Source organism: Caulobacter sp. GW821-FHT10A06 (assembly GCF_059415805.1).
In genome coordinates this window covers 55951-78277 of record NZ_JBWKNY010000002.1, presented here as the reverse complement: position 1 = coordinate 78277, position 22327 = coordinate 55951, and the positions used below count along the sequence as shown (strand labels likewise).

At 67.9% G+C, this 22327-nt stretch carries 19 protein-coding genes; 7 read left to right on the top strand and 12 right to left on the bottom strand.

All coding sequences use genetic code 11. The features are described from left to right. Nucleotides 1-20 precede the first annotated feature (20 nt). Complete coding sequence (locus tag AC07NF_RS04395; protein ID WP_494628626.1) at nucleotides 21-290, top strand: type II toxin-antitoxin system Phd/YefM family antitoxin; 270 nt, start codon at nucleotides 21-23, stop codon at nucleotides 288-290. Beyond that, entirely contained in the window at nucleotides 290-790 is a 501-nt protein-coding gene (locus tag AC07NF_RS04390; protein ID WP_494628627.1) for a PIN domain-containing protein, read from the top strand. The genes AC07NF_RS04395 and AC07NF_RS04390 overlap by 1 nt, the downstream gene beginning before the upstream one ends. Before the next feature lie 3 nt (nucleotides 791-793). On the opposite strand, the gene AC07NF_RS04385 is transcribed toward AC07NF_RS04390, so the two are convergent. After that, entirely contained in the window at nucleotides 794-1537 is a 744-nt protein-coding gene (locus tag AC07NF_RS04385; protein ID WP_494628628.1) for a hypothetical protein, read from the bottom strand. Between the two features lie 139 nt (nucleotides 1538-1676). Further along, the gene (pip, locus tag AC07NF_RS04380) at nucleotides 1677-2762 is read right to left on the bottom strand and encodes a prolyl aminopeptidase (RefSeq protein WP_494628629.1); all 1086 of its coding nucleotides are present in this window, start codon (nucleotides 2760-2762) and stop codon (nucleotides 1677-1679) included. A 142-nt stretch (nucleotides 2763-2904) separates the two neighbouring features. On the opposite strand from pip, the gene AC07NF_RS04375 reads away from it, so the two are divergent. Both AC07NF_RS04375 and AC07NF_RS04370 read left to right on the top strand, forming a co-directional pair. Continuing rightward, nucleotides 2905-3267, top strand: a complete 363-nt coding sequence (locus AC07NF_RS04375) for a hypothetical protein (RefSeq protein ID WP_494628630.1) — start codon at nucleotides 2905-2907, stop codon at nucleotides 3265-3267. Between the two features lie 768 nt (nucleotides 3268-4035). Then, on the top strand, nucleotides 4036-4269 hold the full coding sequence (locus AC07NF_RS04370; protein ID WP_494628631.1) for a hypothetical protein: 234 nt from the start codon (nucleotides 4036-4038) through the stop codon (nucleotides 4267-4269). Nucleotides 4270-4273: 4 nt separating this feature from the next. Here the strand turns inward: AC07NF_RS04370 and AC07NF_RS04365 are convergent, their stop codons facing one another. The 7 genes from AC07NF_RS04365 to AC07NF_RS04335 form a co-directional block, all read right to left on the bottom strand. Further along, the gene (locus tag AC07NF_RS04365) at nucleotides 4274-5380 is read right to left on the bottom strand and encodes a sugar kinase (protein WP_099579441.1); all 1107 of its coding nucleotides are present in this window, start codon (nucleotides 5378-5380) and stop codon (nucleotides 4274-4276) included. Between the two features lie 6 nt (nucleotides 5381-5386). Further along, the gene (locus AC07NF_RS04360) at nucleotides 5387-6061 is read right to left on the bottom strand and encodes a bifunctional 4-hydroxy-2-oxoglutarate aldolase/2-dehydro-3-deoxy-phosphogluconate aldolase (RefSeq protein WP_018113188.1); all 675 of its coding nucleotides are present in this window, start codon (nucleotides 6059-6061) and stop codon (nucleotides 5387-5389) included. A gap of 688 nt (nucleotides 6062-6749) precedes the next feature. Further along, nucleotides 6750-9479: a phosphoenolpyruvate carboxylase gene (ppc, locus tag AC07NF_RS04355; RefSeq protein WP_494628632.1), complete on the bottom strand. Its 2730-nt coding sequence runs from the start codon at nucleotides 9477-9479 to the stop codon at nucleotides 6750-6752. Nucleotides 9480-9653: 174 nt separating this feature from the next. Beyond that, nucleotides 9654-10409, bottom strand: a complete 756-nt coding sequence (gene kduD, locus AC07NF_RS04350) for a 2-dehydro-3-deoxy-D-gluconate 5-dehydrogenase KduD (RefSeq protein WP_492809614.1) — start codon at nucleotides 10407-10409, stop codon at nucleotides 9654-9656. Between the two features lie 126 nt (nucleotides 10410-10535). Beyond that, nucleotides 10536-11378: a 5-dehydro-4-deoxy-D-glucuronate isomerase gene (gene kduI, locus AC07NF_RS04345; RefSeq protein ID WP_492809613.1), complete on the bottom strand. Its 843-nt coding sequence runs from the start codon at nucleotides 11376-11378 to the stop codon at nucleotides 10536-10538. Between the two features lie 24 nt (nucleotides 11379-11402). Then, nucleotides 11403-12869, bottom strand: coding sequence for a glucuronate isomerase (gene uxaC, locus AC07NF_RS04340; RefSeq protein ID WP_494628633.1), 1467 nt, complete (start codon nucleotides 12867-12869; stop codon nucleotides 11403-11405). Nucleotides 12870-12980: 111 nt separating this feature from the next. Further along, on the bottom strand, nucleotides 12981-14054 hold the full coding sequence (locus AC07NF_RS04335; RefSeq protein WP_494628634.1) for a LacI family DNA-binding transcriptional regulator: 1074 nt from the start codon (nucleotides 14052-14054) through the stop codon (nucleotides 12981-12983). Between the two features lie 160 nt (nucleotides 14055-14214). Between AC07NF_RS04335 and AC07NF_RS04330 the strand changes: the two genes are divergently transcribed. Further along, the gene (locus AC07NF_RS04330; RefSeq protein WP_494628635.1) at nucleotides 14215-15723 is read left to right on the top strand and encodes a UxaA family hydrolase; all 1509 of its coding nucleotides are present in this window, start codon (nucleotides 14215-14217) and stop codon (nucleotides 15721-15723) included. Here AC07NF_RS04330 and AC07NF_RS04325 read toward each other — a convergent pair. Then, a complete protein-coding gene (locus AC07NF_RS04325; RefSeq protein ID WP_494628636.1) occupies nucleotides 15720-16340 on the bottom strand; it encodes a TetR/AcrR family transcriptional regulator in 621 nt (206 codons plus the stop codon). The two genes, AC07NF_RS04330 and AC07NF_RS04325, sit on opposite strands and share 4 nt — an antisense overlap. Nucleotides 16341-16433: 93 nt before the next feature. On the opposite strand from AC07NF_RS04325, the gene AC07NF_RS04320 reads away from it, so the two are divergent. Both AC07NF_RS04320 and AC07NF_RS04315 read left to right on the top strand, forming a co-directional pair. Then, nucleotides 16434-17258: an NmrA family NAD(P)-binding protein gene (locus AC07NF_RS04320; RefSeq protein WP_494628637.1), complete on the top strand. Its 825-nt coding sequence runs from the start codon at nucleotides 16434-16436 to the stop codon at nucleotides 17256-17258. A gap of 125 nt (nucleotides 17259-17383) precedes the next feature. After that, the gene (locus AC07NF_RS04315) at nucleotides 17384-18832 is read left to right on the top strand and encodes a mannitol dehydrogenase family protein (RefSeq protein ID WP_494628638.1); all 1449 of its coding nucleotides are present in this window, start codon (nucleotides 17384-17386) and stop codon (nucleotides 18830-18832) included. On the opposite strand, the gene AC07NF_RS04310 is transcribed toward AC07NF_RS04315, so the two are convergent. Beyond that, nucleotides 18829-19389: a sugar transferase gene (locus tag AC07NF_RS04310; RefSeq protein WP_494628639.1), complete on the bottom strand. Its 561-nt coding sequence runs from the start codon at nucleotides 19387-19389 to the stop codon at nucleotides 18829-18831. The genes AC07NF_RS04315 and AC07NF_RS04310 overlap by 4 nt on opposite strands. Beyond that, nucleotides 19390-22056, bottom strand: coding sequence for a coiled-coil domain-containing protein (locus AC07NF_RS04305; RefSeq protein WP_494628640.1), 2667 nt, complete (start codon nucleotides 22054-22056; stop codon nucleotides 19390-19392). Between the last annotated feature and the right edge of the window lie 271 nt (nucleotides 22057-22327).

Here is a 22327-nt window from a genome sequence, read left to right as displayed (position 1 = left end):
AACGTACCTACAAGACAGCCTTGTCATTGCAGGTTGAGCGAGCCGCCGTGAAGATCATCACCAGCCGTGAATTCAACCAGGATGTCAGCCAGGCCAAGCGCGCGGCCAGAATCGAGCCGGTGTTCATCACCGACCGCGGCCGCCCCACCCACGTGCTGATGAGCGTCGAAAACTACCGCCGGCTGACGGGCCAGACCGAGACCATCGTCGACCTCCTGGCCATGCCCGGCCTGCCCGCCGCGGAGCTGCCGCGCTCGACCGAGGCCTGGGACAGGCGGGGAGACGACTGATGCACCTGCTGGACACCGACGTCGTCTTCGAGCTGCGCAACGCCAAGGCCGGCGCGACCGATGCGGGCCTGGCGGTCTGGGCCGCGCGCGCGGCGCGGTCCAGCCTGTTCGTCTCGGCCCTGACCCTGCTGGAACTAGAGACCGCCACCGCCCGCGCCGAGCGCAAGGACAAGGCCAAGGGCGCGGCGCTGAGGGACTGGCTGGACAACCGCGTCGCCCCGGCCTTCGAGGGCCGCATCCTGTCGATCGACGCCGCCGTGGTGCGCCGCCGGGCGCATGTGCCCCTGGCCGACAGCCGCGACGCCCTGCTGGCCGCCACGGCGCTGGAGCACGGCCTGACCCTGACGACCCGCGATCCGGCGGTCTTCGCCAAGGTCCCGCGCCTGAAGGTGTTCAATCCCTGGGGCTACAAGCCCGAAGCGCTGGACGACGAGGAAGACTGGGGCCAGGCCGCCAAGGCCGGCACCCAGTGGCTGCGCAACATCTTCGTCCGCGGCTAAGCCCTACTGGATCCCGGTAACGGCGGCCGAGGCCACGGCCAGCGGCGGCGCGGCGGGACCGAAGGGTACGGCGGCGCCGGCCGGCGGCAGGCCCGGATCGCGCGGCGGCGCCGGCGCCAAGGTCGAGGGGGGCGCGGGGTTGGCGGCCACCTGCACCGGCGCGGGCGGCGGGACCGCCGAGGCGGCCACGAACACCGGCTTGGGCGCGGCCTTGGCCGAGACGAAGACGATGCGGTTACTCTTGCAGGTGCCCGCGTTGTAGAGGCCCTTCAGATAGCCGCGCCGCACGAAGCCGGCTTTGATGGCGTCGCGGACGGCCTGGTCGTGGCGCTCGGCCCCGGTCAGGCGGCGCACCCAGCCGCGCATCGGGATGACGTCGGTGATGGTGCTGGCCACCACGCCCAGGACGGGCTTGCCCATGCCGGGCGCCTTGTTGTCGTCCTTGGGGTCGTCGTAGTCGTCGCCCAGCACCGCATCCAGGCTGTCGATCTCGGCCTTCAGCGGCTCGCACCCCGTCTTGGGCGGGGCGTAGGGGTCAGCGACGGCCTTGGTCAGCAAATCCGGGATCTGCGAGCGCACGACATTGATGTCGCGCAGCGGCGAGACGACGGCCGAGCCCAGGCTGTCGGTATTAGCCTCGGCCGAGGTCTTCGGGACCTTGGCTTCTTGGGGAACCTTGGCCTCCTGCTTGCCCGCCAGCGCCGCGTCGGCCACCCCCATCCCCACGCACAGCGCCAGAACGGCCACGCCGCATCGACGCCACGCGCCGACGGTAGGCTGTTGAACTGGCGACGACATCTTCGTGAACTCGCACGGTTTATCCATGCCGGTTCAACCCGGGAATCGCCCTGCCCGTTCCGTCAGGCGCGTGATCGTGATGAGCGCCCTAGATCCGGGGCAGCCCATCCATGATCGCCGTCAGGGCCAGGACGGTCTGGGCCTCCATGGCGCTATGGCCCGCATCGGTGCGCACATAGGTCGCCGGCGGCATCCCCGCGTCCTCCAGCGCCTCGACCAGGCGCGAGGCCTGGGTCAGCGGGCAGACCTGGTCGAAGCGGCCATGGACGATGTGCACCGGCACGCCCTTCAGCTGGGTCACGCCGTCGGTGATCTCGTCGGGCTTCAGGAACAGGTGGTTGGCGAAGAAATGGGCCTCGATCTGGGCGAAGCACAAAGCAAACTCCGCCTCGCCGAACTTGCCCGCGTCCTCATCGGCCGGGATCATGTTCGAGATCGTGCCCTCCCAGACCGACCAGGCCAGGGCCGCCTGCAGCTGCAGCGCCCGCTCGGCGTCATTGGCCGGGACCATGTCGAAGATCGCCTTGTAGGCGCCCATCATGTCGCCGCGCTGGTCCGCCGGAATGACCTCCACGAAGGCCTTCCACTCGTCCGGATAGGCGATGTAGGCGCCCGGCTCGGTCAGGGCGTAGGGCTGTTCGGCGAAGGTCGCGGCGTTGCCCTGGTACATGTAGAGCAAGTCCTCCTTCCGCCCCAGGAAGATGCCGCGCAGGATCAGCGAGGCGACCTTCTCGGGGTTACGGATCGCGTAGACCAGCGCCAGAGTGCTGCCCCAGCTGCCGCCAAAGACGTGCATCCTGCCGGTGATGTTCAGCGCGTCGCGCAGGGTGTTGATGTCGGCGACCAGGTGGTCGGTGGTGTTGTTGGCCAGCGCCACGGCCGGGCCGTCAGCGGCCACGGTGGGACGGCTTTTGCCGCAACCACGCTGGTCGAACAGGATCACGCGATAGCGCTTGGGATCGAAGAACCGCGACATCACCGGCGCGCAGGCCCCGCCCGGCCCGCCGTGCAGGAACATCACCGGCTCGCCCAGGGCATTGCCGTATTCCTCCCAGTAGAGCTCATGGTCGGGCGCGCTATCGACCTTGAGCCAGCCGGTGCTCAGGGGCGCGCCCTGCTCGTAAGTCCACTCGGTGGTGACCTTGCTGGTCGTGCGCAGCCGCGAGAAATCCATGACGCTCAAGTCCCTGTCGAAGCACTGGCGGGCAGTTTCGCGCCGCACCGCGACAGACTCCAGAAGAAACAGGGTTCGCCGAGCGTTGCAGCGGTCATGAAGGCGTGTTGATCTGCCGTCTCGCCCTCAGGTGGAACCCGCCATGATCATCCCGCTCATCGCCGTCATCGCGCTGGCCGGCCCTCCCGCCGGCGCCATCCCGCAGGTGCGGGCGGTCTCCCCCGCCGTCGGGGCAGAGATCGCGGCGGGCAAGATCCAGATCAAGGTCACCTTCGACCAGCCGATGATGGCCAGCTGGTCCTTCGTGATGCGTGACCCGGCCACCTATCCCGACTGCGCCAAGACTCCGGTCCAGTCGGCGGACAAGAGAACCTTCACGCTGGACTGCACGGTCGAGGCCGGCAAGGACTACTGGATCGGCTTCAACAACGACCGGTTCAAGAAGTTCCAATCGCTGGACGGGGTGGCGGCCAAACCGGCGATGCTGCGGTTCTCGGCGCACTAATCCGCGACGGGGACGGGTGTAAACCCCTTCTCCCCTTGCGGGAGAAGGTGGCCGCCGCAGGCGGACGGATGAGGGGTCGCACACACCTCAACGCCTTGCGCCACAACGCCAATCCGACAGGCCTATCAACCCCTCATCCGGCGCTACGCGCCACCTTCTCCCGCAAGGGGAGAAGGGAATAGGACGAGCGTTCACGCCCTTTCGTCCCCGGCCCTAAATCCCGCCCTATCCTGTCTCCACCTCGAAGCACTGGGGAGGGCGCGCGGCCAGCGACCTTCGTGGCTTCAGGAGGCGGTCGAGCGGTGGAGGTCCGAGGGGGATACTCGGACGGTCCGGGGACCTGGTTCGCTGACCAGGCCCGCCCGCCGTCGGCGTGGTCGAAGGTAAAGGGGTGCGTCCTAGCCATTTCTGGCTCGCCTTCTTCGACCGCCAGAGCTTGCCGGAAACGGCGGGGTCTGGGTCCCGGTAAGGCCTGAACAGGGCCACCTGACGGGACGCTGGCGGAAAACGATCGCGCGGAGCGTCGGACTACGTCGAAACGGTAACCAACACAACAGAACTCCGGGCGTGGCCCGGCGCTCCGCATCCCTCCCCAAACCCGACGCTCTCACGTCGGGCCGTCCTTGCACGCCCTCCCCCTTGATGGGGGAGGGTTGGGTGGGGGTGACTAGGGCGGCGGACGCCAGCGTGGCGGCCAGCTCAGCAGATCACCCCCATCCCCTACCCTTCCCCCATCAAGGGGGAAGGGAGTCCTTGGGAGACCCACTCATGCCCCTGCCCCGCAAACCCCGCCCTAAGCGCCGCCCCGGTGGATCACACTCCACGCGTCGCCGACGGCACACGCAAACCTGGCTCACAGCCAAGCTCGAGCAGAAGTTCGCCTACATCGCCGAGCTCGTCGAACGTCAGCGCCAGAACGCCCTCGCCAACGGCGACTTCCGCTTCGCCCACGAAAAAGCCCCCGGCCTTGCGACCGGGGGCTCATCATCGTCCGAGGACTGAAGGCTTAGCGGATGACCCGCGCGCCCTTGCCCTTCATCACGGCTTCGACTTCCGCCTGGCGCACCATCGAGGTGTCGCCCGGGGTGGTCATGGCCAGAGCGCCGTGAGCCGCGCCGTATTCGACGGCGGCCTGCGGGCCCTTGCCTTCCATGAAGCCGAAGGCCAGGCCCGAGGCGAAGCCGTCGCCGCCGCCGACGCGGTCATAGATCTCGAGGTTCTCACGCATCATCGAGGCGTAGAACTCGCCGCCGGCGTACAGGATCGCCGACCAGTCGTTGACCGAGGCGGTCTTGGCGTTACGCAGGGTGGTCGCGGCGACCTTGAAGTTCGGGAACTGCTTCACGGCAGTCTCGATCATCTTCTTGAAGTTGGCCGGGTCGATCGAGCTGATGTGCTCGTCCAGGCCTTCGACTTCAAAGCCCAGGCAGGCGGTGAAGTCTTCTTCGTTGCCGATCATCACGTCGACATATTGGGCGATGTGACGGTTGACCTTCTGAGCGCCTTCCTTGCCGCCCTGCGACTTCCACAGCGAGGCGCGGTAGTTCAGGTCGTAGGAGATGACGGTGCCGTACTTGCGGGCCACTTCGACGGCTTCGATCACGGCTTCGGCCGTGTTCGAGGCCAGGGCCGCGAAGATGCCGCCGGTGTGGAACCAGCGCACGCCTTCTTCGCCGAACAGCTTTTCCCAGTTCACTTCACCGGGGCGGATCTGCGAGGCGGCCGAGTGGCCGCGGTCCGAGCAGCCCAGGGCCGGACGAACGCCAAAGCCCTTTTCCGTGAAGTTCAGGCCAACGCGGGTGTTGCGGCCCAGGCCGTCGAAGTCGCGCCAGATGACGTGCGAGGTGTCGACGCCACCCTGCATCATCAGGTCCTCGACCAGCCAGCCCAGGTCGTTGACCGGCAGAGCCGTCACGGCCGTCGAGCGCTTGCCCCAGCACTTCTTGAAAGCGCGGGCGACGTTGTACTCGCCGCCGCCTTCCCAGACCTGGAATTGACGGGCGTTGCGCACCCGGCCGAAGCCCGGGTCGAAGCGCAGCATCACTTCACCGAAGGAAGCGCAGTCCCACTTCGTTTCCGAAGCCGGGCGGATGTTGAGGATGTTGTCGGTCATTTGGTCTTAGGCCTTCCCACGAACCTTCTTGATCAGGTCCACCGTCTCGCGGACCTTGGCGGTGATGCCGGCGTAATCGCCCGCGTCGAGCAGCTCCTGCGTGATCAGCTTGGAGCCCATGCCGGCGGCGACGATGCCCGCGCCGAACCACTTCTTGACCGAGGCTTCGTCCGGATCGACGCCGCCCGTCGGCATGATGCGGGTCCAGGGCATCGGGCCCAGCACCGCCTTGACGAAATCGGGACCGCCGACCGACGAACCCGGGAACACCTTGACGATCTCGCAGCCCAGCTCTTCGGCGTACGAGATTTCCGAGGCCGAACCGCAGCCCGGCGAATACGGGATCTTGCGACGGTTGCAGACCTTGGCGACATCGGCGTTCAGGATCGGGCCGACCACAAACTTGGCGCCGTTGGCGATATAGATGCCGGCAGTCGGAGCGTCGACGATCGAGCCCACGCCCATGATCACGCGCGGATCGGCCGAGGCGAAGTGACGGGTCACTTCGTAGAAGACGTGGCTGGCGAAGTCGCCCCGGTTGGTGAATTCGATGCAGGGCGCGCCGCCGTCGGCGCAGGCCTGGATCACCTTCTTACAGACCTCGACGTCCGGGTGATAGAAAACCGGAATGACGCCTTGGTCCATCAGGGCGGTCAGCACCGCCATACGGTCTTTTACCATCGTAGACTCCTTCCCGAAGGATCGTTCTTGCGCGGACCGCCGCGAGGGCCGCCGCGCACGCAATATTTCGCCGGTAGTGGCTCAGGGGGTTCCCTTAGACCGCGTTGCGCGCGGGCGCCATACCGGGCTTGCCGCTGCGTCAAACTTAAGGGTCACAAGGCGCGGTCAGGCGGGTTTCCCCGGCTCCGTCCGCGTGCAGTCTCTGGTCGTCGCTTCCTTCCCCGAACCTTTTTCCTTCAGCTTTCGGAGCCTGCTCCGAGCGCAAAATTGAGGGCGTCGGATTTCGCCGACGCCCCAAAAGTTTGCGCAGGAGCGAGCTCAAAGAGCCGCAAACGAGACGGACCAACCACGACGCTGGATCCGAACCGTAATGACACCGGTGTCACCGTAAACGGGAAAGTGGCCAGGCCACTTCGCCACCGGTGTCATGGGGAGATAACCAGAAACCGCCGGTTCGCGCAAGCGCCGTGAAGCTGGGAAATGAAAGCCAGCAAGACTTTGAAATTCATCGGGTTTGGATATCCGCCCATACCCAAACCCTTCCCGTTTCCCCGGCGAAAGCCGGCGCCCAGATTCATCCTGAGAGATTGGGGTTGATCCGAGATAAGCCCGATCAGCTGGCCAGAGGCTCCTGGGCTCGATCTGGACCCCGGCTTTCGCCGGGGAGATCGGGTCTAGGGGGTGAGGATCAGCCTGTATTCCGCAGGCCGGCCGCGATGCCGGCCACGGTCAGCTGGATGGCCAGGCGCAGCTCCTCATCCTGGTCCCCTGCCCGGCGGCGCGACAAGAGCTCCAGCTGCAGGTGGTTCAGCGGGTCGACCGAACGGCCGGCCAGAGCCACCGACTCGGCCAGGTCCGGCTGGTTGTCCAGCAGGCTCGAACCGCCTCGGATCTGCAGGGCCAGGTTCGTCGCCGCGTCGTGCTCGCGCTGGATCGTGGCGAAGATCCGCTCGGCGTCGGCCTTGTCGGGCGACAGGGCCACGTAGCGGGCGGCGATGCCCATGTGGCTCTGGGCCAGGGCCAGCTCCATGTTGGACAGGAGGGACGCGAAGAAATCGAAGTTTCCGGCCAGGTCGCGCAACTGCTTGACCGACAGGTTGGCCCGCTCGACGCCCGAGGCGAAGCCATACCAGCCCGGCAGCATGAAGCGGGCCTGCGACCAGCTGAACACCCACGGGATGGCCCGTAGGTCCTCGATCTTGCGGCTGGCGGTCCGCGACGCGGGACGGCTGCCGATATTGAGGCCCACGATCTCGCTGATCGGGGTGACCGACCAGAAGAAGTCCTCGAACGCCGGATCGTCATAGACCAGGGCGCGGAAGCCGTGGAACGAGGCTTCGGCCAGGGCGGTCATGGCGGCCTCGACCTTGGGGTCGGGCTGGTGCACCGGGCGGTCGCTGGAGATCAGCACGGCGGCGGCCAGGCCGTCCAGGTTGCGGCGGGCGGTGGGCTGGTCGCCAAAGCGGCGGGCGATCATCTCGCCCTGCTCGGTCATGCGGATGCGGCCCTGCACGGTGCCGGCCGGCTGGGCCAGCACGGCCTCAGCGGCGGGACCCCCGCCCCGGCCGACGCTGCCGCCCCGGCCGTGAAACAGCTGCAGGCCCACGCCCATGCGGTCGGCCTCGAACGCCAAGGCCGAAGCGCCGCGAGCGACACCGCGACGGGACGCGACATAGCCGCCGTCCTTATTGCTGTCGGAGTAGCCGAGCATGATTTCCTGCACCGGCCGGTCGCCCAGGATGGTGCGGGCCAGCGGCAGCTCCAGCCACTGGCGCAGCACGGCCGGGCCGTTCTCCAGGTCGCCGATGGTCTCGAACAGCGGGGCCACCTTGACCGAGGCGCGCGGCGCGGCGCCGCCCCAGACCATGCCGACCTGCTTGAGCAGCACCAGCGGCTCGAGGATGTCCGACAGGGTCGCCGCCTTCGAAATGATGTACGCACCGATGCAGCCGTGGCCGTAGTCGCGAACCGCCTGGGCGGCGGCCTCCATCGTGGCCAGCTCCTTGGTCGTCTCCTCGCTGTAGGCGGTAAACGGCGAGACCAGGGGGCGCTGGTGCGACAGCTCCTCGATCAGCAGCTTGCAGCGGGCGTCCTCGTCCAGCTTCAGGTACTGGACGCCGGCCCCGGCGCGCTGGAACAGCTCGTCGATGGTGCGCTCGTGGACGTCGGCGTTCTGGCGCAGGTCCAGGCTCATCAGGTGGAAGCCGCAGGCCTTGGCCACCTCGACCAGGGTGCGCAGGCTGGACCCGACCAGGCGCTCGCCGCCGTTGCGCTCCAGGCTGTCGATAATCACCGACAGGTCGGCCACGAAGGCTTCCGGGTGGCCGTAGGGCTCGACGTCGGTCGCGCCATTGGCATAGGCGACGGGCTGGCCGGTCAGCTTCTGCGACACGGCCGTCAGGCGGTCGAAGATCAGCTCCAGGGCCAGACGGTACGGCTCGTCCAGGCGGTGCACCGACGGATCACGGGTCTGGGCGGCCAGGGCCAGAAGCTCTTGCGACACCGGGGTGTAGGCGGTCGAGACGGCCAGATTGGACCACAGTTTGCGGACCTCGCCGGCGTACCAGTCGAGGATCACGCGGGACTGGCTGGCGAAGGCCAGCTTCAGGGTCTCGCCATTGACGCCGGGGTGACCGTCGCGGTCGCCGCCCAGCCACGAACCCATCTTCAGCAGCGGCGCCAGATGGCCGTGCGAGCCGATCTTGGCGGTCCAGTCGCCGTACAGGTCAATGATCGCCGGCAGGATCGAGGTGCGGACGATCGACAGCGCGTTGCGGATCTCGTCCTTCACCGTGATCCGCTCGGGACGGTACAGGCGCGTCCGCCACATCAGGGCGATCTCGCGGAACAGGCCCTCGCGGATCTCGGCTTCCAGATCCGGCGGCAGGTGGTGGCGGCGCAGGGCCATCAGACGCGAGATCTCGGTCTCGCGATCGACCATGCTGCGGCGGCGGACTTCCGTCGGGTGGGCGGTCAGCACGGGCACGACGTTCATGGCCGCGAAGATTTTGGCCAGCTCCTCGTCGGTCTTACCGCGGCCTTTGAGGACCTCGACGGCGTCGATCAGGGTGCGGGCGCGCTCGTCGCCCGGCTGGGCGTCGGCCTCGGCGTGGCGACGGCGGCCGGCGACATCCTCGCCGATATTGGCCAGCAGCGAGTGGCTGGCAAAGGCTCGCGCCAGGAACACGGCCTGGTCGGTCGAGAGGTCGGCGAACAGGTGGTCCAGCACCGGCGCGTCGCCCGTTTCCTCGTCCTCACGCGATGCGGCCTTGCGCGCCTTGGCCACCAGGGCGGCAGCCTCCTCGCCTTCCAGATAGGTGATCGCCTCGATGAGCAGGTCGCTCAGCAGATTGGCGTTCTGGCGGACGTGGCGGCTGGTCGGACGGTCGACGTCGATCGACAGGGCCGGGTTGCGCATGGGCGGACTCCAGGGACCGCCAAGGCGGCGATCCCGTACTGGAATGGATCTAGAAACGCGTCGGGCGCCGCAGCTGCTAACGCTGCGGCGCCCTCTAGCGCGGTTCATAGGGCGGGGAAAGCCGCCCGGCACGATGGTTGCGCTACCATCGTGCTTTTGAACGAATTTGTTTCGCTAGCGGGCCAGCCAGCCACCATCCACGGGCAGAGTAATCCCTTGGACGTAGTCCGCAGCCGACGAGGCCAGGAACACGGCAGCGCCGCCGATGTCCTCGGGCCGGCCCCAGCGGCCGGCCGGGATGCGGGCCAGGATCGAGGCGTTGCGGTCGGCGTCGGCGCGCAGGGCCTCGGTATTGTTGGTGTCGAAATAGCCGGGGGCGATGGCGTTGACGTTGATGCCCTTGGTCGCCCACTCGTTGGCCAGGATCTTGGTCAGACCGGCCAGGCCCGACTTGGCGGCCGTGTACGACGGAACGCGGATGCCGCCTTGGAACGACAGCAGCGAGGCGATGTTGATCACCTTGCCGCCGCCCTGCTTCAGGGCCTGCTTGGCGAAGGCCTGGGTCAGGAAGAAGACGACCTTCAGGTTGGTGTCCATCACCGCGTCCCAGTCGGCTTCCGAGAACTCGATCGAGTCGGCGCGACGGATGATGCCGGCGTTGTTGACCAGGATGTCGACCTTGCCGAACGCGGCGACGGTCTCGTCGACCACGCGCTGGACAGGCTCGGTCGAACCGAAGTCGGCCTTGATCGACAGGAACTTGCGGCCCAGGGCCTCGACGGCGGCTTGGGTTTCGGTCGGTTCGCTGCGGCCCGCGGCGGCGATGTCCGCGCCGGCTTGGGCGAGCGCGATGGCGATGCCCTGGCCAATGCCGGTGTTGGCGCCGGTGACGAGCGCGACCTTGCCTTCGAGGCTGAACGGATTGGCCATGTCGAGTTCCTGTCTGAGAATGCTGTCATCCCGGCGAAAGCCGGGACCGCCACGCACTGGGGCGGTCCCGGGTCTACGCTGCGCTTCGCCCGGGATGACAGGTCGGAGCGCGGTGGCCTAAGGCCCCTACTTCAGCTGGCAGATGTCCAGCACGTTCATGTCGGTGTAGTCGAGGTTCTCGCCGCCCATCGCCCAGATGAAGGTGTAGTTGGCGGTGCCCGAACCCATGTGGATCGACCACGGCGGGCTCATCACGGCTTCCTCGTTGGCGATCACGATGTGACGCATCTCGTCCGGCTCGCCCATGTAGTGGAACACGCGGTCGTTCTCGCCCAGGCCGAAGTAGAAATAGGCTTCCGAACGACGGTCGTGCAGGTGGGGCGGCATGGTGTTCCAGACGCTGCCCGGCTTCAGCACGGTCATGCCCAGCAGCAGCTGAGCCGACTTGCAGGTGGTCGGGACGATGTACTGGTAGATCGTGCGCTCGTTGCTGGTTTCCAGCGCGCCGCGCTCCAGGGCGACGGCGTCGGCGAAGGCCAGCTTCTTGGTTTCGAACGCGGCGTGGGCCGGCAGGCTGACCAGGTAGAAGCGCGCGGCTTCGCCGTTCAGGCCTTCGAACACGACGTCCTTGGCGCCCATGGTGACGTACAGGCCGTCACGCGGAACGATCTCGTAGACGACGCCGTCGACGGTGATCTTGCCGGTGGTGTCGCCGACATTGATCACGCCCAGCTCGCGGCGCTCCAGGAACGGGTGGCCGGCGGCCGAGGCAGGCTCGGTCTGGTCGGGCAGCTTGATGGCCGAGGTGGCCACCACGCCGCCGACGACGAAGCGCTCAGCGTGGTTGTAGGTCAGGACGATCTGGCCGTCCTGGAACAGGCCCTGCATCAGGTAGCGATCGCGCAGGTCGTCATTGCTGACCGCGAACATCATGTCCGGATGGGTGGCGTGGTAGGTCTTGGCGAACATCGGGAAGTCTCCGGAAGGGTGTTCTTATTCGGCGGCTGCGCGCAGCGCCGTCGTGGGACGAGCCCAGTCGGGACGCTGGTCGAGCTTGTAGGCCTTCTTAGGCAGGTTGTACGTCAGATCGACGATCAGCTCCTCGGCCTCGACCAGGTCCATCCGATGCTCGGCGACCATGCGGGCGAGGAAGCTCGAGTCGACGCGGCGCGCCACATCGTGACGGGCCGGGATCGACAGGAAGGCGCGGGTGTCGTCGTTGAAGCCGACGGTGTTGTAGAAGCCGGCGGTTTCCGTGACCTGCTCGCGGAAGCGCATCATGCCTTCCGGGCTGTCGTGGAACCACCAGGACGGACCCAGCTTCAGCACCGGATAGTGGCCAGCCAGCGGAGCCAGTTCGCGGCTGTAGACGGTCTCGTCCAGGGTGAACAGGATCACCGACAGGCGCGGATCGTTGCCCAGGCGGGTCAGCAGCGGCTTCAGCGCCGAGACGTACTCGGTGCGCATCGGGATGTCGGCGCCCTTGTCGCGACCGTGGGTCTCGAGCAGGCCGACATTGTGGTTGCGGTGCGAACCGGGGTGGATCTGCATGACCAGGCCGTCGTCCAGGCTCATCTTGGCCATTTCGGTCAGCATCTGGGCGCGGAACAGCTCGGCCTTCTCAGGCGTCACATCACCCTTCACCAGGCTCTGGAACAGGGCCTCGGCCTCGACGTCCGACAGGTCGGCGGTGGCGGCGGTCGGGTGACCGTGGTCGCTGGAGGTGGCGCCCGCCTCGATGAAGGCCTGGCGGCGCAGACGGTGCGCTTCGAGGTAGGACTTCCAGCTGTAGACGTCCTTGCCGGACACGTCGGCGAAGCGTTCGAAGGCGCGCGGGCTGCGCTCGTCTTCGAAGTCGATGACCGCGTCGGGGCGATAGGCGGTGATGACGTGGCCGCCCCAGCCGCTCTCACGGATGGCCTGATGGTGCTTGAGCACCTCATGCGGGCCTTCGGTCGTCGCCAGGGTCTCGATGTTGAAACGATCGAACAGGGCGCGCGGGCGGAAGGCGTCCGAAGCCAGGGCCTCGTTGATGCGGTCGAAATAGTCGTCGGCGTTCGAGGCTTCGAGGAACTCGGTGAAGCCGAACACCTTGCTGAACACGTGGTTCAGCCAGATCCACGACGGCGTGCCGCGGAAGAGGTGGAAGTTCGAGGCAAACAGCTTCCAGGCCGCGCGCGGATCGGTGTCCGGCACGCCGGCCTTCGAGCGCACCTTCAGGGCGTCCAGGCTGACGCCCTGGCTGTAGAGCATGCGGTACAGATAGTGGTCCGGCGCCAGCAGCAGGTCGGTGGCGTCCTGGAACGGCTCGTTGGTCGCGAACCACGACGGATCGGTGTGACCATGCGGGCTGATGATCGGCAGGTCCTTGACCAGGCCGTACAGGCCCCGCGCATACGAACGCGTCGTGGCGTCCGACGGGAAAAGCCGATCTTCGTGGAAATTCAGAGGCCTGGGCATGGCGACGCGTCTGCTCCCTTTATGACCGGCGGCTTCACGGGTGGCCGCTGCTGCGGCCCGCTTGGTAACCGGTGTCATGATCCGATGCAACCCGATCGGGTCGCGAATACTCTAGCTGGGAACCGGTCCCGAGGACTCACGGACCACCAGGCTCGGTTCGGTCTTGGTCGCGTCGCGCGGTTCGCGCCGCTCGACACCGATCAGCTTCTCGGCGGCCATCTTACCGATCTCGCGGGTCGGCGTATGCACCGTGGTCAGCGGCGGCCAGACAGCCTGGGCGATCTGGAAGTCGTCGAAGCCGACGACGGTCAGGTCGGCGGGCACCGTCAGGCCAGCCTTGCGGGCCGATTGCAGGACGCCGGCGGCCATTTCGTCATTGCCGCAGAAGATCGCGGTCGGACGCGGCGTACGCGCCAGCAGCTCGTCGCCGCAGGCCACGCCGGACTCGAAGGTATAGGCGCCCTGGACGATGTCCTTGGGACCCAGCTTCAGACCCGCCTCGGCCAGGCCATCCTCGAAGCCCCCTCGCCGCTCGTGCGACGAGCGGAAGGTGTCGGGACCCGAGATGAAGGCGATGGTCTTGTGACCCAGCTCAAGAATGTGACGCGCCGCCTGGGCGCCGCCCATGCGGTCGTGACCGACGATCATGTGCTCGGGCTTGTCCAGCTCGACCGAGGCGATGCGGATGTAAGAGCAGCCGATCTCGTTCAGCAGCTTGGCGACGCGTTCGTCTTCCGACACCGACGGCGGCAGCACCACGCCGTACAGCTTCTGGCGCTCCACGAACGAGCGGATGTCGGTCAGGAAGGTCGGGCTGGCGCGATTACAGGGGTGGACGACCAGCTCGAAGCCCGAACCCCGCATGCCGTCCAGCAGACCCAGCTGCATGTTCACGACGTACTGCGGGTTCGGGTTGTCATAGATCATGCCGATCAGGAACGAGCGGCGGAACGCCAGGCCTCGGGCCTGCGGGTCGGGCGCATAGCCCCACTCGGCGATCACCGCCTCGATCCGCTCGCGCGTTTCGTCGCGAACGAACGGCGACTGGTTGATCACGCGGGAGACAGTCTTCTTCGATACCCCCGCCAATCTCGCGATGTCATTGATCGTGGCGCGGCGGCGACCGCCCTCCACGCTCTCACTATCTTCGGCCGGGGGCGACAAAGGCGTCTTCGAAGAGTTCACGGCGTTTCCAGCAGCCTAAGTCATTTTCTTTTGTCATACTCTAGCGGCGTAAGCATCGCCAACCTAGGTCGAAACGTCTGCTTGCGACCCGGCTGACACCGGTTACCATGTCATTGAATGTGCAAATCGACGACACTCCTTCTGGCGACGACGATCCAAGATGACTGAAACGACCCTGGCCCAGCGCGAATCGATCCACCCGGTGGACCCCCGTGACCACGTGGCGACCGCCCTGCGCGACCTCGTCGCCGGCGAGACCCTGGACCTGCACGGCCAGGCCATCACGGTGCGCGCCGACATCCCCAAGGGCCATAAGATCGCTATCTTGGCTGCCAGCGCTGGCAGCGACGTCCTGAAGTACGGCTGGCCGATCGGCCGGGCCGTCGTCGACATCGCCGTGGGCGACCACGTGCACGTCCATAACGTCCATACCCGCCTGGAGGGCGTCGAGGGCTACAGCTTCACGCCGACCGCGCCGGAACCCCACGTCGACGCCCCTGCCCGCACCTTTGACGGCTATCGCCGCAAGAACGGCCGGGCCGGCACGCGCAACGAGATCTGGGTGCTGTGCACCGTGGGCTGCGTGGCCAACACCGCCCGCCGCATCGCCGAGAAGGCCAATCAGCGCTTCGCCGGTCGCGTCGACGGCGTCTTCGCCTTCCCCCACCCGTTCGGCTGCTCGCAGCTAGGCGACGACCTGTCCCATACCCGCAAGCTGATCGCGGCCCTGGCCAGCCATCCCAACGCCGGCGGCGTGCTGCTGCTGGGCCTGGGCTGCGAGAACAACCAGCTGAAGGCCCTGCTGGACAGCGCCCCGGAGATCGACCGCGATCGCCTGCGCAGCTTCACCACTCAGATGGTCGAGGACGAGCTGGAAGACGGCCTGGCCGCTGTCGAGGCCCTGGTCGAACTGGCCGAGCAGGACAAGCGCGAGCCGATCCCAGTCTCGGAACTGGTCGTGGGCCTCAAGTGCGGCGGTTCGGACGGCTTCTCGGGCGTCACGGCCAACCCGCTGGTCGGCCGCATCGCCGACAAGGTCGCCGACGCCGGCGGCACGCCGGTGCTGACCGAGATCCCCGAGGTGTTCGGGGCCGAGAACGTGCTGCTGCAGCGCGCCGCCAGCCGCGAGATCTTCGACCAGGCTGTCGCGGTGATCGACGACTTCAAGCGCTACTTCATCGATAACAACCAGCCGATCTACGAGAACCCCTCGCCCGGTAACATCGCCGGCGGCATCACCACACTGGAGGAGAAGTCCCTCGGCGCGGTGCAGAAGGGTGGCCGGGCTCAGCTGGTTGAGGTGCTGCGTTACGGCGAGAAGGTCGGTCCGCACGGCCTGACCTTCCTGGAAGCGCCCGGCAACGACGCGGTGTCGTCGACGGCCCTGACCGCCGCCGGCGCCACGGTGATCCTGTTCACCACCGGCCGCGGCACGCCGCTGGGCTTCCCCGCCCCGACCCTGAAGATCGCCTCCAACTCGGGCCTGGCCCAGCGCAAGCCGGGCTGGATCGACTTCGACGCCGGCCAGGTGCTGGAAGGCGTCTCGATGGACGACGCCGCCGATCGCCTGATGGACCTCGTGGTCGACACCGCCTCGGGCAAGGCCACCAAGGCCGAGCTGAACGGCGAACGCGAGATCGCGATCTGGAAGTCGGGCGTGACGCTCTAACTCGGCGCCGCGATCTCCTTCAGGCTCATGCGCTTGTAGATCTCGACCAGGGCTTTGCCCTCCTCGGGTCCGACCGAGATCGCCAGCCGCACGGCCGCCTCGCCCATCTCCCAGATGAAGAAGGCGTTGCGGTCGATCACCTCGGCGGCGAGGCCCGAGTGCACCTTGCGCATGGCCTCGGCCAGCAAGGCGCCCTGCACGCGGCTCTCGGCTAGTTGCAGCTCGGCCAGGTGCTTGTCGGCCTGGGTGCCCGACCAGATGTCGCGCATCACCGGCTCGGCCATGACGACGTCCAGATAGATGTCAACCAACCCGTCGAAGGCCTTCAGCAGGCTGGGCAGATCGGTCACCTCCTCCAGCACCTGCGCGATGCAATCCCGGCACTGGGTCGCGTAGCGCTCGAACAGGCTGCGGATCAGGGCGCTCTTGTCCGGGAAGTACTGGTACAGCGACCCGATCGAGATCCCGGCCAGGGCCGCCACCTCGCTCATCTTCACCTGATCGCTGCCCGTCTTCGAGATCAGCTCGCAGGCGACGGACTGGATGCGTTCCAGCCGCTCGCGGCTGCGCGCCTGGCTAGGCGTGCGACGGGCGGCGGTGGGATCGGCTTGGCTCATGAAAACACCAGAAGGGGTATTGACGGCAAAAATGTGAGGATTTATCACTTTTCTCGAATACGAGACTTCCTCACATTAACAGGAGATACCCCGATGACAACCACCACCGCTCCGATCCTCGTCCTGGGCGCCACCGGCAAGACCGGCGCCCGCGTCATGCAACGCCTCCAAAGCCAGGGCCACGCCGTCCGCCCCGGCTCGCGCCAGGCCGACATCCCGTTCGACTGGGAGAACGACGCCACCTGGCCGGCGGCCGTGGCCGGGGTTGAGACGGTCTATCTGACCTACCAGCCCGACATCGCCGCGCCGGGCGCCCTGCCGATCGTCAAGCGTTTCTACGTCGAGGCCGCCAAGGCTGGCGTGCGCAAAATCGTGTTGCTGTCGGGCCGCGGCGAGCCCGAGTGCATCGAAGCCGAAGACACCCTGCAGGCCAGCGGCCTGGACTGGACCATCGTCCGCGCCAGCTGGTTCCAGCAGAACTTCAGCGAGGCCTTCTTCCTGGATCCGATCCGCGAAGGCACGCTGGTGCTGCCCCACGGCCTGGCCCCCGAGCCGTTCGTCGACGTCGACGACATCGCCGACATCGTCGCCCTGGCCCTGGTCGACCCTGGCCACAACGGCAAGCTCTATGAAGTGACCGGACCGCAGGCTCTGAGTTTCGGTGAAGCCGCCGACATGATCGGCCGCGCCACCGGACGCGAGATCACCCTGGTCACCGTGCCGATGGAAGCCTATCGCCAGGGGCTGGCCGAAGTCATGCCGCCCGAACTGGTCGAGCTGATCGTCTACCTGTTCTCCACCGTGCTGGACGGCCGCAACATCCCCCTGGCCCATGGCGTCGAACAAGCCCTGGGCCGCCCGCCGGGCAGCTTCCAGGACTATGTCGCCCGCACCGCCGCGACCGGGGTCTGGAACTGAAGCCTGGCGGTCAGGCCAATCCTGTTGCCACCGGTGGCACACTGCCGCAAATAAGGGTTCCGTTAGGAGAGTCTCCCGCGTGGGGCTCTCCTTCCCGACCCGATTTCGAACCCAGGCGTGCTCCCTTGACGGCTACCTCCGCGACCTCCTCCGCCCTGCGTCTGAGCCCGACCAGCTATCCGGGCGCCGTCCCCGGCACGGTTCTGCCGACCTATGACCGCGACAAGGTCGAGATCGGCGTCGTCCACTTCGGCCCCGGCGCTTTCCACCGCGCCCACCAGGCCTTTTATTTCGACCAACTACTGGCCAAGGACCCACGCTGGGGAATCTGCGCCGTCTCGCTGAAGAGCCCCGGCGTCCGTGACGCCCTGGTCCCGCAGGACGGCCTGTACACCCTGGCCCAGCTGGACGCCGAGACCACCTTCCGCGTCATCGGCGCGATCCGCGAGGTGCTGGTCGCCCCCGAGGATCCGCCCTCGGTCTTCGCCCGCCTGGCCGCCCCCTCGACCCGCATCGTCACCCTGACCGTCACCGAGAAGGGCTACACCCTGTCAGCCGAGGGCGGGCTGGACGAGAAGCACCCCGACATCGTCCACGACCTGGCCAATCCGCGCGAACCCAAGAGCGCCGTCGGCTACATCGTCGAGGGCCTGCGCCGCCGCTTCGCCGCCGGCCTTGCGCCCTACGCCGTCGTGGCCTGCGACAACCTCGCCGACAACGGCTGGCGCCTGAAGGCGGCCGTGGTGGCCTTCGCCGGCAAGATCGACGCCGACCTCGCCGCCTGGATCGACGCCAACGGCAGCTTCCCGCGCACCATGGTCGACAGCATCACGCCGGCCACCGACGACGCCCTGCGCGCCCGCGTCCAGGCCGCCACCGGCCTGGAAGACGCCTGGCCGATCCAGCGCGAAGCCTTCACCCAGTGGGTGGTCGAAGACGTGCTGCCCTCTGACGCGCCGGACCTGGCCAGCGTCAGCGTCATCCTGACCGACGACGTGCGCGGCTTCGAGCGCGCCAAGCTGCGCCTGCTGAACGGGGTGCACTCGACCCTGGCCTATGTCGGCATCCTGCGCGGCCACGAGACGGTGTTCGAGGCCGTCAGCGACCCGGTGTTGGAGACCCTGGCCCGCGAGATGATGGCCAAGGACATCATCCCCACGCTCACCGCCCCGCGCGGCCTGGATCTAGCCGAATACGCCGAGGCCATCCTGGCCCGCTTCCGCAACCCCGAGATCCGCCACCTGCTGGCCCAGATCGCCTGGGACGGCACTCAGAAGCTGCCCTTCCGCATCCTGGGCACCCTGACCGAGACCCTGGACGCCGGCCGCTCGGTCGAGCGCTTGGCGATCCCGCTGGCGGCCTGGATGCGTTTCGTGGCCCTGCGCGCTAAGACGGGCGAGGCGATCACCGACCCGCTGCACGACAAGCTGACCGAGATCGGCGTGGGTGTCACGGGCGACGCCAAGACCGACGTCGCGGCCTTCCTGGCGCTGGACAGCGTGTTCCCGGCGAAACTGACTTCGAACGCGACGTTCGTGGAAGCGGTCGAGAAGGCCTACGCCGACCTCGCCTAGCGGGTCACACCCTTTGCGGTCAGCACCGGCACGACGGTGCTGACCAAGATCTCCAGATCGAACAGGAACGAGCGCCGGGCCAGATACTCGGCGTCCAGCGCCACCTTGTCCGGGATGGCCAGCTCGTCGCGGCCGTTGATCTGCGCCCAGCCGGTGACGCCGGGCCGCAGGACGTCGACGCCGGCGGCCTGACGCGCCGCGATCAGGTCGTCCTGATTGAACAGCGCCGGGCGCGGCCCGACCAGGCTCATATGGCCGACCAACACGCTCCACAGCTGTGGCAGCTCATCCAAGCTCAGCTTGCGCATCAGCGGCCCGACCGGCGTCAGCCACTGGTCGGGGTTGTCCAGCAGGTGCGTGGCGACCTCGGGCGTGTCGATCCGCATGGTGCGGAACTTCGGCATCGGGAACAAACCTGAGCTCTTCCCCACCCGCTGCGACCAATAGAGACCCGGCCCCGACGAGGTCAGCCGCACTAGGCCCCACAGCACGACAAGCGGCAGGGCCAGCACGATCAAGCCGATCGCCGCCGCCGTGAAATCGAAAAGGCGTTTCACCTAGCGCAGGTCGCCGCTGGCCGCGTCGAGCAACAGATAGGCTCGGCCCGCGTCCGACGACAGCAGCGCCGCCAGCAGGAAGCCTTCGCGGTCCTGACCGGCGGCTTCGTCGATCATGCCGGCGTAGCGCGTCAGGAAGCGCTCGGTATTGCTCTTTAGCGTCGAGTCCGAGAACAGGCGGCGAACCAGACGGCGGATGGCGGCGGGCGCCAGGCGCTTGACCACTTCGCGGGCGCCGACGGCGTCGCGGGTCTGCAAGGCGGCGGCGATCTCGTCGATGCGGCCGCGCGGCAGCAGGGCGTGCGGATCGATGCCCATCGCGGTGATCTCGGCGGCCAGCTTCTCGCCCAGGCCGCTATCGCCCGGCGTGCTGTTCTCGATGCCGGCCAGCAGGTTTCGCCAGCTCCAACCACCGTCGCCATCCGGCTCGGGCGCGGACTGGGCGGCCTGCTTGCGCGTGGAGGCTTGCTCAAACACCGAGCGGAACTCTTCGTCGGTGGCCGTCGGCGTCAGGCGCAGGCGGCGGCGATCGGCCGGCGGCTCGTCCTCATCCTCGAACTCGATCATCGGCAGGGGCTCGACCGGCGGCGGCGGCGGCGCGGCCGTGCGGGTCCGGATCGGCGGCGCGGTCGCCGAGGTCGCGCGAGCGGCCATGGTCGAGGCGCTGGACGCGGTGACGGCCCCGGCCGCCTCGCTCAGCATCTCGTAGTTGCGGCGCACGCGCTCCTGGAAGGCCTGGTCGATCGCGGCCGTCTCTTCGGCGGTGCGACGGATGGCGTTCATCAGGTGCTCGACGCCCTGCTCGATCGAGACGCGGACCTCGCCGGCTTTGTGCAGCGCCTCGGCCGGCAGTTCGGCGGTGCGCTTACCGATCTCGGCCAGCATGGCTTCCAGCTCGTCCAGCGTGCCGCGCGCGGCCTGGACGGAGTCGGCCAGCTTCTGCGAGGTGCGAGCCCCGGCCTGTTCCACCATTTGGGCGGAGTGCTCGATGATGTCGCGCGCCTCTTCCATGCGGGATTCGAAGACGGCGTCGGCCTTCTGGCCAGCGGCGAAGGCGATCTCGTTCAGCTGGTCGACGCGGCTGCGCGCGGCCTCGACGCGGGCCTCGACGCTCTCGCCGGCCTTGAGCGCAGCCTCAGCCATGGCTTCCATGGCGGCCTTGAGTTCGTCCTCCAGCAGGGTGCGCTGCTGCTCGGCGGCGTCGCCGATCGTCTCCAGCGTCTTCTTGGCGTTGTCGGCGAAGGCCTCGCGCTGGGCCGTGGCGCTCTCGCCCATCTCGCGGAACTGGTCCGAGGCCGCGCTGATCAGGCCGCGCAGGATCTCCGCGCCCATGGCGGCGGTGTCCGACAGCTCGGTGGCGCCGACGCGGGTATAGGCCACGAACTCGGTGAGCTGGGCGGTGCGGGTCTCGGCCTCGGCGGCGAAGTCTTCCTGTTCCGAGCGCAGGGACTGGCTGATCTCGACCAGGGCGGCGCGTTGGGCGGCCAAGCTCTTCTCGACGGTGGCGACCTGGTCGCCGACGCCGGTCCCGGCGGTTTCCAGGCGAGCGATCTGACGCGACAGGTCCTCGGCCCCGACGCGGGCGGCGTCCGAGGCTTCGGCGGCAGCGGCGGCCAGGTCGGCGGCCCGGGCGGCCAGGGCGGCTTCGGCCTCACGCAGCTGGGTCTCGGCCAGGTCGGAGGCCTCAGCCACCATGCGGGCCTGGCTGCCGATCGCGTCGACGACCGCCGTGGAGCGGGCGTCCAGCGACTGCGAGAGGGTCTCCATCGCCGTACGTTCGTGGCTCAGGCCCTGGGCCAGTTGGTTGGCCATCTTGGCCGACTCGCCGGCGGCCTCGGCCAGGCGGGCGGTCTCTTCGGCCAGCGCTTGGCGCAGCGAGATGATGTGTTCGCGCGCCCGTTCGGCGGCGTTAGCGGCGTTCTCGACTCCCTGACGCATGGCCTCGGCCGCGCTGGACGCGCCGACGGAGGCCAGAGCGGCCGGAGTGATGATGCGATCGGTCAGGGTGCGGGTGCGCTTCAGCTCGTCGGCGATGCCGGTGGCCTGACGCAGCAGATAGGCGCCCAGCAGGGTCAGCAGGGCCGGCCCGATGGCCAGGCCCGCGAACACCATCAGCGCGAAGCCCTCGACCTTGAAGGCCGGCACGCCACGGGCGAAACCGAATGCGAAGGCGATCGGGGCCAGGGCCCACAGGGCCGCGATGGCGGTGGCGATCGTCCAGAACAGCACGCCCGACATGCGGCGCGGCGCGGGCTCGGCGGTCAGCGGCGTGGGCGTTTCGGACACCGGACCGCGCAGGTCGACTTCACGCTTCTCGGTCTTGGCCGGCGCGGCCGACGCGCTCTCGACGACCGGCGCCGGTTGGACGCCAAAGGCCAGCGACGTGGCCGGCTTGAGTTCAGGCTCGGCGAAGCTGGTGACCGGCTCGGGCGCTTGCTCGCGACGACGGCGCGAGCGCACGGCCGACGGCGGCGGGACGGCGAGGTCGTCGTGCAGGGTCTCTTGCAGGCTCAAGGGTTCGGCGGTCGGAATGTCCGCCTCGGGCTCGGCAAACGACGTCGTTTCAGGAAGCTCTGGAGGGAGCTCGGGCGCGATCTTCGTCTCCTCGGGAGGAACTTCCGTCGGCGTCGCGGAGAAATCGAGCGGTTGGCGCTTCTTAGGCTTCATACACAGCCAGGGTCCCAGAGCGTCGGAGGGGGGCGCAGAGACAACCTTCGCGCGCCGAACCCCTCATTCGCGTGTCGCATGAACCTAACGGCGAAACGCCCTGACGGAAAGCAACTTTGCTTGTGTTTGCAGGGGTTGCGGCGTCTGGAAGCGCCTTCAGGCGTCGCGCGAAGGGCCCGCGGGGGCGCTGACGGCGATCGGCAGCGGCTTGACCAGGTCTCGCGGCGAGCGGGCGACGGTCTTGTGCTGGGCCTGGCCCTTGGCGTGCGGA

Bases quoted from the DNA above. Each gene is read 5' to 3' on its own strand.
- AC07NF_RS04325 (WP_494628636.1), bottom strand. From the start codon at position 16,340: ATGAGCCAAGCCGATCCCACCGCCGCCCGTCGCACGCCTAGCCAGGCG.
- AC07NF_RS04330 (WP_494628635.1), top strand. From the start codon at position 14,215: ATGACTGAAACGACCCTGGCCCAGCGCGAATCGATCCACCCGGTGGAC.
- AC07NF_RS04365 (WP_099579441.1), bottom strand. From the start codon at position 5,380: ATGACCGACAACATCCTCAACATCCGCCCGGCTTCGGAAACGAAGTGG.
- AC07NF_RS04370 (WP_494628631.1), top strand. From the start codon at position 4,036: ATGCCCCTGCCCCGCAAACCCCGCCCTAAGCGCCGCCCCGGTGGATCA.
- kduI (WP_492809613.1), bottom strand. From the start codon at position 11,378: ATGTTCGCCAAGACCTACCACGCCACCCATCCGGACATGATGTTCGCG.
- ppc (WP_494628632.1), bottom strand. From the start codon at position 9,479: ATGCGCAACCCGGCCCTGTCGATCGACGTCGACCGTCCGACCAGCCGC.
- AC07NF_RS04375 (WP_494628630.1), top strand. From the start codon at position 2,905: ATGATCATCCCGCTCATCGCCGTCATCGCGCTGGCCGGCCCTCCCGCC.
- pip (WP_494628629.1), bottom strand. From the start codon at position 2,762: ATGGATTTCTCGCGGCTGCGCACGACCAGCAAGGTCACCACCGAGTGG.
- AC07NF_RS04320 (WP_494628637.1), top strand. From the start codon at position 16,434: ATGACAACCACCACCGCTCCGATCCTCGTCCTGGGCGCCACCGGCAAG.
- AC07NF_RS04305 (WP_494628640.1), bottom strand. From the start codon at position 22,056: ATGAAGCCTAAGAAGCGCCAACCGCTCGATTTCTCCGCGACGCCGACG.
- AC07NF_RS04390 (WP_494628627.1), top strand. From the start codon at position 290: ATGCACCTGCTGGACACCGACGTCGTCTTCGAGCTGCGCAACGCCAAG.
- kduD (WP_492809614.1), bottom strand. From the start codon at position 10,409: ATGGCCAATCCGTTCAGCCTCGAAGGCAAGGTCGCGCTCGTCACCGGC.
- AC07NF_RS04360 (WP_018113188.1), bottom strand. From the start codon at position 6,061: ATGGTAAAAGACCGTATGGCGGTGCTGACCGCCCTGATGGACCAAGGC.
- uxaC (WP_494628633.1), bottom strand. From the start codon at position 12,869: ATGCCCAGGCCTCTGAATTTCCACGAAGATCGGCTTTTCCCGTCGGAC.